General features: G+C 66.2%; 17 protein-coding genes. 1 reads left to right on the top strand and 16 read right to left on the bottom strand.

Annotation, left to right across the window (positions count from 1 at the left end; translation table 11 throughout):
• Positions 1-19: 19 nt before the first annotated feature.
• From PCQ86_RS13325 to cyoA, 9 genes are all read right to left on the bottom strand, one after another.
• On the bottom strand, positions 20-238 hold the full coding sequence (locus tag PCQ86_RS13325) for a hypothetical protein (protein WP_333489992.1): 219 nt from the start codon (positions 236-238) through the stop codon (positions 20-22).
• On the bottom strand, positions 235-648 hold the full coding sequence (locus tag PCQ86_RS13315) for a glutathione S-transferase family protein (RefSeq protein ID WP_270173959.1): 414 nt from the start codon (positions 646-648) through the stop codon (positions 235-237). Before PCQ86_RS13315 ends, PCQ86_RS13325 begins: the two co-directional genes overlap by 4 nt.
• Before the next feature lie 126 nt (positions 649-774).
• Positions 775-1,308 (bottom strand): response regulator transcription factor, encoded by a 534-nt coding sequence (locus tag PCQ86_RS13310; protein ID WP_011805937.1) that lies wholly within the window; start codon positions 1,306-1,308, stop codon positions 775-777.
• Entirely contained in the window at positions 1,298-2,638 is a 1,341-nt protein-coding gene (locus tag PCQ86_RS13305; protein WP_270173958.1) for an ATP-binding protein, read from the bottom strand. The genes PCQ86_RS13310 and PCQ86_RS13305 overlap by 11 nt, the downstream gene beginning before the upstream one ends.
• Positions 2,635-3,444, bottom strand: coding sequence for an SURF1 family protein (locus tag PCQ86_RS13300; protein WP_011805935.1), 810 nt, complete (start codon positions 3,442-3,444; stop codon positions 2,635-2,637). Before PCQ86_RS13300 ends, PCQ86_RS13305 begins: the two co-directional genes overlap by 4 nt.
• An 11-nt stretch (positions 3,445-3,455) precedes the next feature.
• A complete protein-coding gene (gene cyoD, locus PCQ86_RS13295; protein ID WP_103738440.1) occupies positions 3,456-3,875 on the bottom strand; it encodes a cytochrome o ubiquinol oxidase subunit IV in 420 nt (139 codons plus the stop codon).
• Positions 3,876-4,511 (bottom strand): cytochrome o ubiquinol oxidase subunit III, encoded by a 636-nt coding sequence (cyoC, locus tag PCQ86_RS13290; RefSeq protein WP_220637615.1) that lies wholly within the window; start codon positions 4,509-4,511, stop codon positions 3,876-3,878.
• On the bottom strand, positions 4,504-6,510 hold the full coding sequence (gene cyoB / locus PCQ86_RS13285) for a cytochrome o ubiquinol oxidase subunit I (protein ID WP_270173957.1): 2,007 nt from the start codon (positions 6,508-6,510) through the stop codon (positions 4,504-4,506). Before cyoB ends, cyoC begins: the two co-directional genes overlap by 8 nt.
• Before the next feature lie 61 nt (positions 6,511-6,571).
• Complete coding sequence (cyoA, locus tag PCQ86_RS13280; RefSeq protein WP_011805931.1) at positions 6,572-7,621, bottom strand: ubiquinol oxidase subunit II; 1,050 nt, start codon at positions 7,619-7,621, stop codon at positions 6,572-6,574.
• 311 nt (positions 7,622-7,932) lie between these two features.
• On the opposite strand from cyoA, the gene PCQ86_RS13275 reads away from it, so the two are divergent.
• Complete coding sequence (locus PCQ86_RS13275; RefSeq protein ID WP_270173956.1) at positions 7,933-9,264, top strand: MFS transporter; 1,332 nt, start codon at positions 7,933-7,935, stop codon at positions 9,262-9,264.
• A 122-nt stretch (positions 9,265-9,386) separates the two neighbouring features.
• Here the strand turns inward: PCQ86_RS13275 and tolA are convergent, their stop codons facing one another.
• The 7 genes from tolA to ribH form a co-directional block, all read right to left on the bottom strand.
• Positions 9,387-10,385, bottom strand: coding sequence for a cell envelope integrity protein TolA (gene tolA, locus PCQ86_RS13270; protein WP_270173955.1), 999 nt, complete (start codon positions 10,383-10,385; stop codon positions 9,387-9,389).
• 21 nt (positions 10,386-10,406) lie between these two features.
• Positions 10,407-10,832, bottom strand: a complete 426-nt coding sequence (locus PCQ86_RS13265) for an ExbD/TolR family protein (protein WP_011805928.1) — start codon at positions 10,830-10,832, stop codon at positions 10,407-10,409.
• Positions 10,833-11,011: 179 nt separating this feature from the next.
• Positions 11,012-11,713, bottom strand: coding sequence for a protein TolQ (gene tolQ / locus PCQ86_RS13260; protein WP_011805927.1), 702 nt, complete (start codon positions 11,711-11,713; stop codon positions 11,012-11,014).
• The gene (locus tag PCQ86_RS13255) at positions 11,710-12,135 is read right to left on the bottom strand and encodes a YbgC/FadM family acyl-CoA thioesterase (RefSeq protein ID WP_011805926.1); all 426 of its coding nucleotides are present in this window, start codon (positions 12,133-12,135) and stop codon (positions 11,710-11,712) included. The genes tolQ and PCQ86_RS13255 overlap by 4 nt, the downstream gene beginning before the upstream one ends.
• A 19-nt stretch (positions 12,136-12,154) precedes the next feature.
• A complete protein-coding gene (locus tag PCQ86_RS13250) occupies positions 12,155-13,339 on the bottom strand; it encodes a pyridoxal phosphate-dependent aminotransferase (RefSeq protein WP_270173954.1) in 1,185 nt (394 codons plus the stop codon).
• Positions 13,340-13,432: 93 nt separating this feature from the next.
• The gene (gene nusB, locus PCQ86_RS13245; RefSeq protein ID WP_270173953.1) at positions 13,433-13,966 is read right to left on the bottom strand and encodes a transcription antitermination factor NusB; all 534 of its coding nucleotides are present in this window, start codon (positions 13,964-13,966) and stop codon (positions 13,433-13,435) included.
• Complete coding sequence (gene ribH / locus PCQ86_RS13240; RefSeq protein ID WP_172207267.1) at positions 13,963-14,427, bottom strand: 6,7-dimethyl-8-ribityllumazine synthase; 465 nt, start codon at positions 14,425-14,427, stop codon at positions 13,963-13,965. Before ribH ends, nusB begins: the two co-directional genes overlap by 4 nt.

The following is a 14,427-nucleotide window of genomic DNA, read 5'->3' as shown; positions in this document are numbered from 1 at the left end:
CATTCCGTGCCAACAGGCCCTAGCTTCGTGGCATCGCCTCGAGATCGCTCGGGGCGGCGGCACGGAAGGCGGGCAGCGCTTCACAGTGTTCGGCCAGTGAGATCAGCGCGGCGTGGGCGGACGGTGACAGCACTTCATCCATCCGGTCCTGCATGTACCAGATCAGCGTGGTGATCATCGCATCGGCATGGGTGAGTGCCGCCCCGCAGGCATACGGTGTGGCAAGGCGTTTGGTCAGTTCGTCGAGACCAGCGCGTGCCTGGCCAAGGCAGCGATCCAGCCAGACGGCGCTGCGGTGTTCGGGGGGTGAAAGTGCCTCTCGTACACCACAGCCGCGACCTTTTCGAGGGTGCCTTGCGCCAGTGCCGTCATCTGGAGAACGCGCCGGCGTTTGGTGCCGGAGCGGGGGATCAGCGCCGCGTCGCCTGCCTGCTCATCGAGATGATCCAGGATGGATGCGCTGTCGATCAGCACTTCGCCATCGTCGAGGACGAGGGCCGGGATGCGGGTCAGCGGGCTGATCCTCCCGATTGCTGCCGCATCGCCAAAGATGGATCGCGTATCGCGGGTGAAGGGGATGCCGTAGTGATGCAGCGCGATGGCGACACGGCGCGTGACGGGGCTGTCATATTGGCCGACGAGGATCATGGGCAGGTCTTCCATCTCAAACAACGCGCTTCAAGCATCCTGAATGTATACGGCGACAGCCTCCCCATCAGCCGCCCTTCGTAAAGGCAGGCTCAGGCCGATGACAGCCCATGCGCGCCCAAGGCGCTAAACCCGCCGCTTGTCCAGCTTGCGCGTGAGCGTGCGGCGGTGCATTCCTAGCCGCCGTGCGGCTTCGGAGATGTTGAAGCCCGTCTCGGCCAGCACTTCGTGGATGCGTTCCCACTCCAGCGTCTTGATGGAGCTGGCGCGGTTGGTCAGTTCGACGTCGGCATTGCCTTCGGTAAGGCCGAAGGCGGCCTCGATATCGTCGGTGTTCGATGGCTTGGCCAGGTAGTGGCAGGCACCCAGCTTTACGGCCTCGACGGCGGTGGCAATGCTGGCGTAGCCCGTGAGCACGACGATGAGCATGTCCGGGTTGGCCGCGTGCAGCGCCCGCACGCAGGCCAGGCCCGTGGCCTCGCCCTTGAGCTTGAGGTCCACGACGGCATAGTCGGGCGTGTGCCCGGCCAGCAGTGCTTCGGCCTGTGCCAGGCTGTCGGCGTGCAGCACGCGGTAGCCGCGCCGCTCGAACGAACGGGCCAGCGTGCGCGCGAAGGCCTCGTCGTCTTCCACGATGAGCAGCAAGCGTTCAGCGTCCATGGTGCGTGGGTGTCTCCTGCAACGCAATCGCGGCCAGCGGCAGCGTGATCGTGACCCGGGCGCCGCCGCCCGGAAGGTTGCGTGCCTGCACGGTGCCCCCCAGGGTGCGCGCCACGTTCATTGCCAGGAACAGGCCCAGCCCGCCGCCGGGGCGGCCCTTGCTGGACTGGTAGGGCTTGCCGAACTGCGACAGCATGGCCGGCGCGAAGCCGGGGCCATCATCGGTGACGGTAATGCGCAGCAGGTCTTGATCACGCTCGGCCACCAGGCCGACCCGGTGGGGCGATGCGTCGCGGGCATTGTCCAACACATTGAAAACCATTTGCTGCAGCGTGACATCGGACACCATAGGGGTGTCCTGGCCGAAGCGGTTGTCATAGGTGAACTCGTCAACCGAGCGCGTGGCCTGCCACTCGCTGGCGAGTGAGTCCAGGAATTGACACACGGTGGTCTGCGCCGATGCCTCGCCGCGCGTCTCGCCGGCGGACATCAGGATGCCGCTGACGATGGTCTTACAGCGCTGCACCTGTGCCTGCATCTCGGCCACGTCTTCCTGCAGCGCGGGGTTGGCGGCCAATGCAGTGTCACGCTTCCAGTCCCCCAGGATCACCGCCATGGTGGCCAGCGGCGTGCCCAGCTCATGGGCCGCGCCTGAAGCCAGCAGCCCCATGCGCACCACGTGCTCTTCCTCGGCGGCGCGTTGACGTATGGCGGCCAGACGCGCGTCCCGCTGGCGCAGGTTCTGGCCGATGCGGCTGATGAAGATCACCACCAGCGCCGCGTTGAGCATGAAGCACACCAGCAGGCCCAGCACGTAGGGGCTGCCCAGCCCGCGCGCGAAGTCGGGCGCCAGTTGCAATGGCACGCTGTAATGCGCCAGCAGCGCAAAGCAGGCTGCGGTGACGAGCACCATGGTCCAGATGTAGGCGCTGCGCAGCAGCGCCGCGCCCAGCGCCACCTGCAGCAGGTACAAGAAGACGAATGGGTTGCGGATGCCCCCGCTCAGATACAGCTGCACGGTGAGCACGGCTACGTCCACCAACAGCGCCAGAAACAGCTCCACATTGCGCACGCCGCGGCCGGTGCGCCAGCGCACGAAGCTCACCGCGTTGTAGAGCACTAGGCAGCCCACGACCATGAGCATCTCGCGCAGGGGCAGGGGAAGCTGCAGCACGTAGTGCGCCACCTCGATGGTGAACACCTGGCCCACCACGGCGATCCAGCGCAACTGGATGAGCTGGTGCAGGTTTTTCAGCCCGGCCGCGGCATCGGCCGAGCGCGCCTTCAGGGCGGGCGGGGAGGAGGGGGCGGAGTTTGCGGATGCGGTCATCGGGAGCGCAAGGTGGCACGCAGGCGAAGCTCGTAGCGTGCCACATACGCAGCCGCTGCCGCCACCATGGCGGCCAGCCCAAACCAGGTGATGGCATACACCAGGTGGCTGTTGTGGAAGCGAACCACCGTCAGTCCCGGGCGGGGCCAGGGACCGGCGGTGGTGGAAGTCTCGGCATCCATGGGCGCTGGGGCGTTCGCGTCGGGAATGCCCGCGTCGATGAAAAACGGGGCCGCGGCGTCCAGGCCCTGCGCCTGGGCGATGGCCGCCACGTCGCGCGAATGCCAGCGCTGCGCCCCGGGGTCGTTGCGGCGCAGGAAGCCGCCTCCGGGCTCGCTCATGCGCAACAGGCCCTGCAGCTGTACGGTTTCGCCTTCCTGCATGCCGGGGCCGCCAGCGGCCCACTGGGCGCGCTGCGCCTGGGGGATGAAGCCGCGGTTGACGAGCACCTGGCCGCCGCCGTCCAGCTGCAGCGGGGTCATGACCCAGAAACCCGCGCCGAGCGCCGTGGTGGCCTGGGTCAATACGGTTTTGCTGGCCAGCCAGCGACCCTCAGCCTGCACAGGCTGGTATTCAAAGCCAGCCGCATCCACGCCAGGCCACTGCGCGCGCGCGGGCAGCGGCACGGGCGCGGCATGCAGACGCTGCTCTACGCGTTCCATCAGGGCCAGCTTCCAGGTGCGCCGCTCCACCTGCCACCAGCCGAGGGCACAGAACACAACGAACAAGGCGATGCCCGCCAGAGCGAGCACCGCCATCGTCAGGTTGGAGTGCGCGCGGGTGCGCTGCGGCTCCGGGGCGTGCATGGTCGGAGCGGTCAAGGCGCCTTCGGCTGGTGTGCCTCGCTGCCCTGGTGCTGTGCGGCCATGGGGTTGGCGTGCGCGGGCATCATGTTGGCGTTCATGTGGAACATGACCCACAACGTGCCGATGATGGTCACTGCCAGGAACACGATGGTGAAGATGGTGGACAGCATCGTCCAGCCGCCCTGGATCTTGCCGTTCATGTGCAGGAAGTACACCATGTGCACCACCACCTGGACCATGGCGAAGATGCCCAGCACCAGCACGGCGGTGGTGCGGCTCTGGATCACGTCGGCCATGACCAACCAGAATGGGATCACGGTGAGGATCACGGCGAGGATGAAGCCCTTGACGTAGTCCCCCTTGGTGACGTGCAGGTCGTCATGGTCGTGGCCATGGTCGTCGTGGCCGGCGTGAATTTCGTGTGCGCTCATTTACAGCACCCCCATCAGGTACACAAAGGTGAAGACGCCGATCCAGACCACGTCCAGGAAGTGCCAAAACATGGACAGGCAGTTCAGGCGGCGCTTGTTTTCATGGATCAGGCCGTGCTTGCTGATCTGAATCATCAATGTCACCAGCCAGATCAGGCCGAAGGTCACGTGCAGTCCGTGCGTGCCCACCAGCGTGAAGAAGGCCGACAGGAACGCGCTGCGCTGGGGTGTCGCGCCCTGGTGGATCAGGTGTGCGAACTCATACAGCTCCACGCCCAGGAAGGCCAGGCCCAGCAGGCCGGTGACGGCCAGCCAAGCCAGCGTGCCGCGCGCGTTGCCCGCCTGCTTTTGCAGCATGGCAAAGCCGAAGGTGATGGACGACGTCAGCAGGAAGGCCGTGTTGATGGCCACCAGCTTCAGGTCGAACAGCTCGGCGCCCGTGGGGCCCGCAGCGTAGCTGCGGCCCAGCACGCCGTACGTGGCGAACAGCGCTGCGAAGATGAGACAGTCGCTCATCAGGTAGAGCCAGAAGCCCAGGGACGTGCCGTTCTCGGGGTGGGGCTCATGCGCGAGGTGGTATTCGCGCGGTGCCAGGGCGGCGGTGCCGCCCGCTTGGAGGGTGTGCGTATTAGACATGGGCTGCGGCAAGCTGCTTGGTGCGTGCGTCTTCCGTGGCGGCCACTTCGGCTGCCGGAATGTAGTAGTCACGCTTGTAGTTGAAGGTGTGGATGATCGAGGCCAGCACGGTCGCGGCGAACGAGGCGATCGCCAGCGGCCACATGTGCCAGATCATGGCGAAACCGAACACGGTGGACAGCGCGGCGATCACCACGCCGGCGCCAGTGTTGGCGGGCATGTGGATCGGCTGGAAGCCGGTCAGCGGGCGCTTGTAGCCGTGCTTCTTCATGTCCCACCAGGCGTCGATCTCGTGCGCCACGGGCGTGAAGGCGAAGTTGTACTGCGGCGGGGGCGAGGAGGTGGCCCACTCTAGCGTGCGGCCGTCCCAGGGGTCGCCGGTCACGTCGCGCAACTGGTCGCGCTTGAGGTAGCTCACGAACAGCTGGATGAAGAAGCAGGCGATGCCCGCCGCGATCAGGCATACGCCCACCGCGGAGATGATGAACCAGATGTGCAGCGAGGCGTCTTCCACATGGTTGACGCGGCGCGTGATGCCCATCAGGCCCAGGATGTACAGCGGCGTGAACGTGACCCAGAAGCCAGTCAGCCAGAACCAGAACGATGCCTTGCCCCAGGACTCGATCAGGCGGAAACCGAAGGCCTTGGGGAACCAGAAGTTGATGGCAGCGAACACGGCGAACACCACGCCGCCGATGATCACGTTGTGAAAGTGCGCGACCAGGAACAGGCTGTTGTGCAGCACGAAGTCGGCCGGGGGCACGGCCAGCAGCACGCCAGTCATGCCGCCGATGGCGAAGGTGCACATGAAGCCCACCGTCCACAGCATGGGCACGCTGAAGCGGATGCGGCCCTTGTACATGGTGAACAGCCAGTTGAAGATCTTGGCGCCCGTCGGGATCGAGATGATCATCGTCGTGATGCCGAAGAAAGTGTTCACCGTGGCGCCCGAGCCCATGGTGAAGAAGTGGTGCAGCCACACCAGGTACGACAGGATGGTGATACACACCGTGGCGTACACCATGGAGGTGTAGCCGAACAGGCGCTTGCGCGAGAACGTGGCGACGACCTCGGAGAACACGCCGAAGGCCGGCAGCACCAGGATGTAGACCTCGGGGTGGCCCCAGATCCAGATCAGGTTCACGTACAGCATGGAGTTGCCCCCCAGGTCGTTCGTGAAGAAGTTGGTGCCGATATAGCGGTCCAGCGACATCAGCACCAGCGCGGCCGTCAGCACGGGGAACGAGGCGACGATCAGCGCGTTGGTGCACAGCGCGGTCCAGGTGAACACGGGCATCTTCATCAGGTTCATGCCCGGCGCGCGCATCTTGATGATGGTGACGATCAGGTTGATGCCCGACAAGGTGGTGCCCACGCCCGCAATCTGCAGGCCCCAGATGTAATAGTCCAGACCCACGCCAGGGTCCTGCGCCCCGAGGTTGGACAGCGCCAGCCAGCCGGAGGTGGAGAACTCGCCCAGGAACAGCGAGATCATCACCAGCACGGCGCCGCCGGTGGTCATCCAGAAGCTGAAGTTGTTCAGGAAGGGAAACGACACGTCGCGCGCGCCGATCTGCAGCGGCACGAGGTAGTTCATCAGGCCCGTGACGAAGGGCATGGCCACGAAGAAGATCATGATCACACCGTGGGCCGTGAAGATCTGGTCGTAGTGGTGCGGCGGCAGGTAGCCCATGCTCTCGCCCACGGCCATGGCCTGCTGCAGGCGCATCATCACCGCGTCGGCGAAGCCGCGCAGGAACATGACCAGGCCAAGGATCATGTACATGATGCCGATCTTCTTGTGGTCGATGGAGCAGATCCAGTCGCGCCACAGCGGGCCCCACAGGCGGAACTTGGTGAGGCCGGCCAGCATCACGATGCCACCCAGGACCACCGCGATGAAGGTCCACAGCACGATGGGCTCGTGCGCCATCGGGATCGAGTCCCAGGTGATGCGGCCCAACAGCCAGTGGGCTGGGGTAGTTTGTTCAGACAACATATCGAATCTCTTGGCTAATGGGCCCGGCGCCGGCTTGGCGCCCGCGTCGGGTCCGTCAAATTCACTGTTGGGTGGTGGCCTCGGGGAGGGCGGCTGCGGGCTGCAGCGCGGCCAGGATCTGTGGCGCGTTGCCTGCGGTGCATACGTCCTGCGGCAGCGTCAGACCATTGGCTTTGACGAAGGCTTCGCCGCCGAGCGCGTCGATGGCCATCATGTCGTGCATGCACATCTGCCCGTCTTCCACGCAGCGGTTGAGCACCTTGCCGTACAAGCCCGTTTCCACGGTGGAAAAGCGCTGCACGGGGTCGCGCTGGCTGGGCTTGGCCAGTTGCAGGTAGGTGGTCTTGTCCAGGGGCTTGCCTTCGGTCTTGGCCTTGTCCACCCACTGGGCGAACTCGGCATCGCTCAGGCCGTGGAACTTGAAGGTCATGCCGGAGAAGCCGGGGCCGCTGTAGTGCGAGGCAAGGCCATGGAACACGCCGGGCTTGTTGATGATGGCGTTCAGCTCGGTCTGCATGCCAGGCATGGCGTAGATCATGCCGGCCAGGTCCGGCACATAGAACGCGTTCATGGTGGATGTGGCGGTGAGCTTGAACAGGATCGGGCGGTCCACTGGCGCGGCCAGCTCGTTCACCGTGGCAATGCCCTGCTCGGGGTAGAAGAACAGCCACTTCCAGTCCATGGCCACGACCTGCACTTCCAGCGGTTTGACGTCGGCGGCCAGCGCGCGCTGGGCGTCGATGCGGTCCAGGGGGCGGTAGGGGTCCAGCTTGTGGGTAGCGATCCAGGTCAGCGCGCCCAGGGCAATGATGATCATCAGCGGCACGCTCCAGATCACCAGCTCCAGCGAGGTGGAGTGGTGCCAGTCGGGGTCGTACTCGGCGTCGGTGTTGCCCTGGCGGTACTTCCAGGCGAACAGCAGCGTCAGCAGGATCACCGGCACGATGACGATCAGCATCAGCACCGTGGCAGTCACCACCAGGTTGCCCTGCTGGGCAGCGATATCACCCGCCGGGTTCAATACAACGGCCTTGCTGCAACCAGCCAGGCTGGCTGCGGCCAAAGCCGCGGCGAGCCAGGTGGGCCCGCGGAGTTTCTTCAGTTGGAGCATTGCTAGGCGTGTCAAAAAGCGTGCACGGCCTTGCGTCGCGCGGGCGGGCGCGGCGCTAGGTGTAAACGCGAATTACTGGACGGAGACGAATGTAATACGCCTAGCGCATTTGTCGATTGGACATTTTGTCCAGGGTCAAACTTATGGCGTGATGGCAGGCCGGATGCGGCCTGCAGGCGCGACCATGGCGGCGCGGATGGCCGACTGGGCGTGAGGGTTTTCCCGCGCGGGACGTCAGTGTAAGCGTACTTGTTGACCGCGGGGCTTGCGTGTAGAACGGAGCTGTGTCTGCAAAGCCAAGGAGTACGGTCATGAGTAGCGGTTCCGTCGCATACCCCGTTTACGGCCCCGAGAGCGCGGCATCGCTGTCGCGCGCGCACACCGACGAAGACGTCACCCCGGGCGAGATCGCCGTGGGCGTGATCATAGGGCGCGCGTCGGAGTATTTCGACTTCTTCGTATTCGGGATCGCCTGCGTGCTGGTCTTCCCGTCGCTGTTGTTCCCCTTCATGTCGCGGCTGGACGGCACGCTCATGGCCTTTGCCATCTTTGCCATCGCCTTCATCGCCCGGCCGCTGGGCACCGCCATCTCCATGGCCGTGCAGCGGCGCTGGGGGCGCGGCACCAAGCTGACGCTGGCGCTGTTCCTGCTGGGCGGCTGTACGGTGAGCATGGCTTTCCTGCCCAGCTACCAGGTGGCGGGGCTGGCAGCCGCTGGGGCGCTGGCGGTGCTGCGCTTCGGCCAGGGGCTGGCGCTGGGCGGCTCCTGGGACGGGCTGCCGTCGCTGCTGGCGATGGCCGCACCGCCGGAGCGCCGGGGCTGGTATTCCATGGTGGGGCAACTGGGCGCGCCCGTGGGGTTTGCATTGGCCGCCGGGTTGTTTGCCTACCTGTACGGCAGCCTCTCCAGCGAAGAATTCCTGGCCTGGGGCTGGCGCTACCCGTTCTGCGTGGCCTTTGCGATCAACGTGGTGGCGCTGTTTGCGCGGCTGCGCCTGGTGGTGGGGCAGTCCTATGCCGAATTGCTGCAAGAGAAGGAACTGGAGCCCGTGGGCGTGGCCCGCGTGATGCGCGAAGAGGGGAGCAATGTGGTGCTGGGCGCCTTTGCGGCACTGGCCAGCTTCGCACTCTTTCACGTGGTGACGGTGTTCCCGCTGTCGTGGTTCGCCCTGTTCTCCGACCGCTCCATGGCCGAGGTGCTGTGCGTGCAGATCGCCGGCGCATTCCTGGCCATCGGCGCGGTGGTGGTGTCGGGGCGGTTGGCCGACCGCATGGGCCGGCGCAACCTGCTGGGCTCCATGGCCGTGCTGATTGGCCTGTTCAGCCTGGCCACGCCCTGGCTGCTGGACGGTGGCGCGGTGGGCGGCACGGTGTTCCTGCTGCTGGGCTTCGTGCTGCTGGGCCTGTCGTACGGCCAGGCATCGGGCACCGTGACGGCCAACTTCTCCACCCAGCACCGCTACACCGGGGCGGCACTGTCGTCCGACCTGGCCTGGCTGATCGGCGCGGCCTTCGCGCCGTTGGTGGCCTTGGGGCTGTCGGCACGTTTCGGGCTGGGGGCGGTGACGCTGTATCTGCTGTCGGGCGTGGTCTGCACACTCGGCGCGTTGCGTATCAATCGCCTCATCGAGCAGCGCAGCTGAGTTCGACTGGCTGTCGGCTGTTCTCGAAAATGATAGCTGCCGGCGCTTGCTGCAACTAGGGTTCACAGTGTTTTTAATGTGAAACCCTTGAGGGGCAAGCGCAGGTAGCTCTCTTTTTTGCTTCAGTCGCGCGGGCGGAAGCCGATCACCAGGGACGACGGCACGCGGCCGTCCACGTCGCGCGGCAGGGTTTCCGTGCGGTGCAGTGCACGAATCACCGCGTCGTCCCACGCCTTGTTGCCGCTGGACTGGGTGATGCGCGCGCCGACGATGGTGCCGTCTGGCGCGGCGCGCACCTCGACCTCGGCGCGCGGGTTGCCCGAGATGGTGTCGGGATAGACGATGTTGGGGCGTACCTTGGCGGCCACCTTGCCACCGTAGCTGCCCGAGGGGCCGGAGCTGCGCTGCGCGGTGCCCGTGGCGGTCTCGCCGCCCGTGGCGCCTGCCAGCCCCTGCATGCGGCGCAGGTTCTCCTGGCGGCGCGCTTCGGCCTCTTTGGCTTCACGGGCTTCCTCGGCCTTGCGGCGCTTGTCCTCGGCCAGCTTCTTCTGTTTGTCCTGCTCGGCCTTGGCGGCCTTCTCCTTCTCGGCCTTTTCGCGCTCGGCTTTCTCGCGCTCGGCCTTTTGCTGCGCCAGCAGGCGTTCCTTCTTTTCCTGCTCCAGCCGCTCGCGGCGCTCTTCTTCCTTGCGCTCGCGTTCGCGCTTCTCGCGCTCTAGTTGCTGTTCGCGCTTCTCGCGCTCTAGTTGCTGTTCGCGCTTTTTCTTTTCTTCTTCCAGGCGCTTCTTCTGCTGCTGCAGGGCGATGTCGGCCTCGCGCGTGTCGGCTTGCTCCGGACGCGGTGGTGGCGGTGGAGGCGGCGGTGCGGGCGCGGGCTCAGGTGCGGGGGTAGGGGACGGAGCAGGGGGTGGCGGCGCCTCCACGGCGCGCGGCGCCGCTTGCTGGGGGACGGCAGACCAGAGTTCGGCCTCCACCGCCGGTTGGTCGGAACTGCTCTTCCAGTTCACGCCCCAGGTCAGCGCGCCGATCAGCGCGGCATGGGCGAGTACCGCCAGGGCGATGGCCCGCATGCGTCCGGGCGGGCGGGGCGGGGCAAACTGGTCGCGGTCGTTCGTGGCGTGCATTAGATCGTGTGAAAGTTCTCGTCAGCCGCCGCTCTTCACGGCCAGGGCGACGCGTGCCACGCCCGCCTGTTGCAGCGCAGACATGGCCTTCATCACCGCGTCGTACGACACGTTCTTGTCGGCGCTGATGAGCACGGGTGTGTCCTCTGGCTGGTCCTTGAGCCAGTTCTTGGCGGTGGCGCCCAGGTTTTGCAGCGGCACGGTGCGTTCGTTGCCGTCGGCCTTGAAGCGGATGCTGCCGTCCTTGTCGACGATGACGTCCGCGCGCGTCTTGGGCACCTTGGCGCCTTTGCCCACGGAAGGCACGTTCACCGAACTGGGCGTGAGCATGGGCGCGGTCACCATGAAGATGATGAGCAGCACCAGCATCACGTCGATGAACGGCACCATGTTGATTTCGTTCATGGAGCGGCGGCGGGTGCCGCTGCGTGAGGCCATGGCAGGCATTTCAGTTCTCCATTGCGCTGAGCAGTGCGCGCTGTGGATAAAACGGACGTGTCCGATGCCAGCAGACGCCGCGCAAGGGCCGTCCCGCCGCGCTGAGCAATCGATCCCCTTTCCCGCAGTGCGTAGCGCTGCGAGAGAAGGGGGAAGCCGCGCAGCGGCTCAGGGGGATGTCCTTCATCTCAATGCCCCGAGGGGGACGCGGGGTGTGCGCCCAGGTTGCGCTGCAGGATGTTGGAGAACTCCTCGATGAAGGTCTCCTGGTGCGTCGCCACGCGGTCGATGTCGCGTGCGAAGCGGTTGTACGCAATCACGGCGGGAATGGCGGCGAACAGGCCGATGGCGGTGGCCACCAGCGCTTCGGCGATGCCGGGCGCCACCGTGGCGAGCGTTACCTGCTCCATGCCGGCGAAACCGGTAAAGGCGTGCATGATCCCCCACACGGTGCCGAACAGGCCCACATAGGGCGACACCGAGGCCACCGAGCCGAGGAACGAGAGGCTGGACTCGATCACGTCCATCTCGCGCTGGAAGCTCGCGCGCATGGCGCGGCGCGCGCCGTCCAGCAGTGTGCCGGGGTCGCTGATGCGGCGTTCCCGCAGCTTTTGGTATTCGCGCATGCCGCTGGCGAAGATGCGCTCCATCGGGCCCGCGCTCTTGGCGTTGTGCGTGGCGCTGGCGTACAGGTCATTCAGGCTGGTGCCCGACCAGAAGTCGCGCTCGAAGTCTTCGTTCAGGGCCTTCACGCGCTTGAGTGCGAACAGCTTGCGGAAGATGGCGGCCCAGCTGGCCACGGAAACCGCGAGCAGCAGCAGCATCACCAGCTGCACCACCCAGCTGGCATTGAGCACCAGGCTCAAGATGGACATGTCTTGGGAATTCATGATGAGGAGAGTCGTTCCAAAAGGGACCCCGGAATGCGTGCAGGGCGCATGGTGGCGGCATCCACCCAGCCAATGCGGATGGTGCCTTCGCACAGCAGTGCGGGGGGAGAGTCGGGGATCATCTGCTCTGGTTTCAAGAGCGCCTGCTGCTCGATTGTGAGCGAAGCGCGGCCCCCTTCGCGCAGGCTGGCGGTAACAATCAGTTCATCGTCCAGGCGGGCGGGGCGCAGGTAGCGCAGGCGTGCGTCGGTTACGACAAACATGCCGCCCGTGAGTTCCCGCAATCGTTGCTGGCCCAGGTCCCGCGAGCGCAGCCACTCGGTGCGCGCGCGCTCGAAGAACTTGAGATAGTTGGCATAGAACACGATGCCGCCGGCATCGGTGTCTTCCCAGTAAATGCGAACGGGCCACTCGAAAGCCATGCTGGCACGCCTGGAGGGGTCAGCCGATCAGGCGCTGCAGGCGCGCCACCGCTTCCTGCAACTGCGCCATGGAGTTGGCCGTGGAAAAGCGCACGAAGCGTTGGGTGTCGACCGTGCCGAAGTCGCGCCCCGGCGTGATGGCCAGGTGGGCACGGCGCATCAGCTCGTAGGCGAAGTCCCAGCTGCCGGCGACGCCCAGGCGCTCGGCAGCCTGCGTGCAGTCGGCCCAGGCGTAGAAGGCGCCATCGGGCTGCACCGGCACCGTGAGGCCCAGTGCATCGAGTGCGGGGATGAAGTAGTCTCGCCGCGCCTTGAACTCTGCGCGGCGGCGTTCGTACTCGGCGATGCTGTCCGGCTCGAAGCAGGCCAGCGCCGCATGCTGCGACACCGTGCTGGCGCAGATGAACAGGTTCTGCGCCAGACGCTCCACCACGGGCACCATGGCCTCGGGCACCACCATCCAGCCCAGGCGCCAGCCGGTCATGTTGAAGTACTTGCTGAAGCTGTTGATGCTGATGATGTCCTCGCCCAGCGCCAGCGCCGTCTGGCCGAAGGCGTCGTCATAGGACAGGCCGAGGTAGATCTCGTCGATGATCGTGAGCCCACCCTTGCCGCGCACCACATCGTGGATGCGGCGCAGTTCGTCTGGCGCAATCGAGGTGCCCGTGGGGTTGGAGGGCGATGCCAGCAGCACGCCACGTGTCTTGGTACCCCAGGCCGCCTCGACCTTGGCGGCGCTGAGCTGGAAGCGCTCCTCGGCCGTGGTGGGGATCAGCACCGCTTTGCCTTCCGCCGCGCTCACGAAGTGGCGGTTGCAGGGGTAGCTGGGGTCGGGCATCAGGACCTCGTCGCCCGCGTCGATCAGCGCCAGGCAGGCCAGCTGCAGCGCGGCCGATGCGCCGGCCGTGACCACGATGCGCCGCGCCGGCACATCCACGCCAAAGCGCTCGGCATACCAGCCGCTGATGCGCTCGCGCAGCGCCTCCAGGCCCAGGGCGTTGGTGTACTGCGTGACGCCGCTGCGCACCGCGCGGTCGGCCGCCTCCACCACCAGCGGGGGCGCGGTGAAGTCGGGCTCGCCGATGTTCAGGAAGATCATCGGCTCGCGGGTGCCGGCGACCTCGCGCGCCAGGGCCTGGGCGGCCTTGGCCACTTCCATCACGTAAAAGGGTTCGATGCGCTCGGCGCGGGTGGAAAACTTCATGACGGTGCAGCATGCAGGCACCCGCCGGCTGAGGCCAGCGGCGGGTGCGCTGAGGGAACGAACAATGCGAAGCGGCGCAAGAGGGCGGGGCCTTCAGCCGCGGGCGGCGGCCTTGTCGGCCGCGACCTCGGCGGCGCGCAATTGCGGCGCCAGGCCGTTGAGCACGCCGTTGACGTACTTGTGGCCGTCGGTGCCGCCGAACTCCTTGGCCAGCTCGATGCACTCGTTGATGACCACGCGCCAGGGCACGTCCTGGCAATGTTGGAATTCGTATACGCCGATCCACATCACCGCATGCTCGATGGGCGAGATCTCGCTCATCTTGCGGTCCAGCTGGGGCGCGATCAGCTCGTCCATGTACTGGGCGGTGGTGATGCAGCCGTGCAGGAGCGCGTCGTAGTGCGCCGCGTCGGCCTTGTGAAAGCCCGACAGGTCGCGCGTGAACACGTCGATGGCTGTGGCATCGTTGCCTCCTACCAGGTGCTGGTAGAGCGCCTGCAGGGCGAATTCGCGCGCGCGGCTACGGCCCGACTTGGAGCCGGCCTTGCGCGCGCCGGTGCCGGTGGTGCCGGTGCGCGGCTGGCGCGGCGGCCGCGCGGATGGCGTGGGGTTGGCGGAATCGGTCACGACAGCTCCTCCAGCAAGTTGGCCATTTCCACGGCCACGCGGGCCGCGTCCACGCCCTTTTCGGTCTGGCGGGCGAGGGCCTGTTCCAGGTTTTCGGTGGTGATGATGGCGTTGGCGATCGGTACCTGGTAGTCCAGGGCCAGGCGGGTCACGCCCGCGCCGGATTCGTTGGCCACCAGCTCGAAGTGGTAGGTCTCGCCGCGGATGATGCAGCCCAGCGCGATCAGCGCGTCGTACTCGTCGCGCTCGGCCAGGGCCTGCAGCGCCACGGGCACTTCCAGCGCGCCGGGCACCAGCACGTGGCGGATGTGCTTTTCCTGCACGCCCAGGCGCAGCAGCTCTGCACGGCAGGCCGCGGCGAGGGTGTTGGTGATGCTCTCGTTGAAGCGGGCCTGCACGATGCCGATGTGCAGCTTCTTGCCATCGAGCTTGTCCGCGGTTCCTTTGTCTGCGCCAAACAT

Origin of the sequence: Diaphorobacter sp. ED-3, from assembly GCF_027625375.1 — a bacterium.
GTDB classification, from domain to species: domain Bacteria; phylum Pseudomonadota; class Gammaproteobacteria; order Burkholderiales; family Burkholderiaceae_C; genus Diaphorobacter; species Diaphorobacter nitroreducens.
The sequence above is the reverse complement of the archived record's forward strand: the minus strand, read 5'-3'. Positions and strand labels throughout refer to the sequence as shown.

What these genes read in the sequence shown, in the direction of transcription:
- PCQ86_RS13315 (WP_270173959.1), bottom strand. Translation starts at nt 648, where the DNA reads ATGATCCTCGTCGGCCAATATGACAGCCCCGTCACGCGCCGTGTCGCC.
- PCQ86_RS13310 (WP_011805937.1), bottom strand. Translation starts at nt 1,308, where the DNA reads ATGGACGCTGAACGCTTGCTGCTCATCGTGGAAGACGACGAGGCCTTC.
- PCQ86_RS13305 (WP_270173958.1), bottom strand. Translation starts at nt 2,638, where the DNA reads ATGACCGCATCCGCAAACTCCGCCCCCTCCTCCCCGCCCGCCCTGAAG.
- PCQ86_RS13300 (WP_011805935.1), bottom strand. Translation starts at nt 3,444, where the DNA reads ATGCACGCCCCGGAGCCGCAGCGCACCCGCGCGCACTCCAACCTGACG.
- cyoD (WP_103738440.1), bottom strand. Translation starts at nt 3,875, where the DNA reads ATGAGCGCACACGAAATTCACGCCGGCCACGACGACCATGGCCACGAC.
- cyoC (WP_220637615.1), bottom strand. Translation starts at nt 4,511, where the DNA reads ATGTCTAATACGCACACCCTCCAAGCGGGCGGCACCGCCGCCCTGGCA.
- cyoB (WP_270173957.1), bottom strand. Translation starts at nt 6,510, where the DNA reads ATGTTGTCTGAACAAACTACCCCAGCCCACTGGCTGTTGGGCCGCATC.
- cyoA (WP_011805931.1), bottom strand. Translation starts at nt 7,621, where the DNA reads ATGCTCCAACTGAAGAAACTCCGCGGGCCCACCTGGCTCGCCGCGGCT.
- PCQ86_RS13275 (WP_270173956.1), top strand. Translation starts at nt 7,933, where the DNA reads ATGAGTAGCGGTTCCGTCGCATACCCCGTTTACGGCCCCGAGAGCGCG.
- tolA (WP_270173955.1), bottom strand. Translation starts at nt 10,385, where the DNA reads ATGCACGCCACGAACGACCGCGACCAGTTTGCCCCGCCCCGCCCGCCC.
- PCQ86_RS13265 (WP_011805928.1), bottom strand. Translation starts at nt 10,832, where the DNA reads ATGCCTGCCATGGCCTCACGCAGCGGCACCCGCCGCCGCTCCATGAAC.
- tolQ (WP_011805927.1), bottom strand. Translation starts at nt 11,713, where the DNA reads ATGAATTCCCAAGACATGTCCATCTTGAGCCTGGTGCTCAATGCCAGC.
- PCQ86_RS13255 (WP_011805926.1), bottom strand. Translation starts at nt 12,135, where the DNA reads ATGGCTTTCGAGTGGCCCGTTCGCATTTACTGGGAAGACACCGATGCC.
- PCQ86_RS13250 (WP_270173954.1), bottom strand. Translation starts at nt 13,339, where the DNA reads ATGAAGTTTTCCACCCGCGCCGAGCGCATCGAACCCTTTTACGTGATG.
- ribH (WP_172207267.1), bottom strand. Translation starts at nt 14,427, where the DNA reads ATGTTTGGCGCAGACAAAGGAACCGCGGACAAGCTCGATGGCAAGAAG.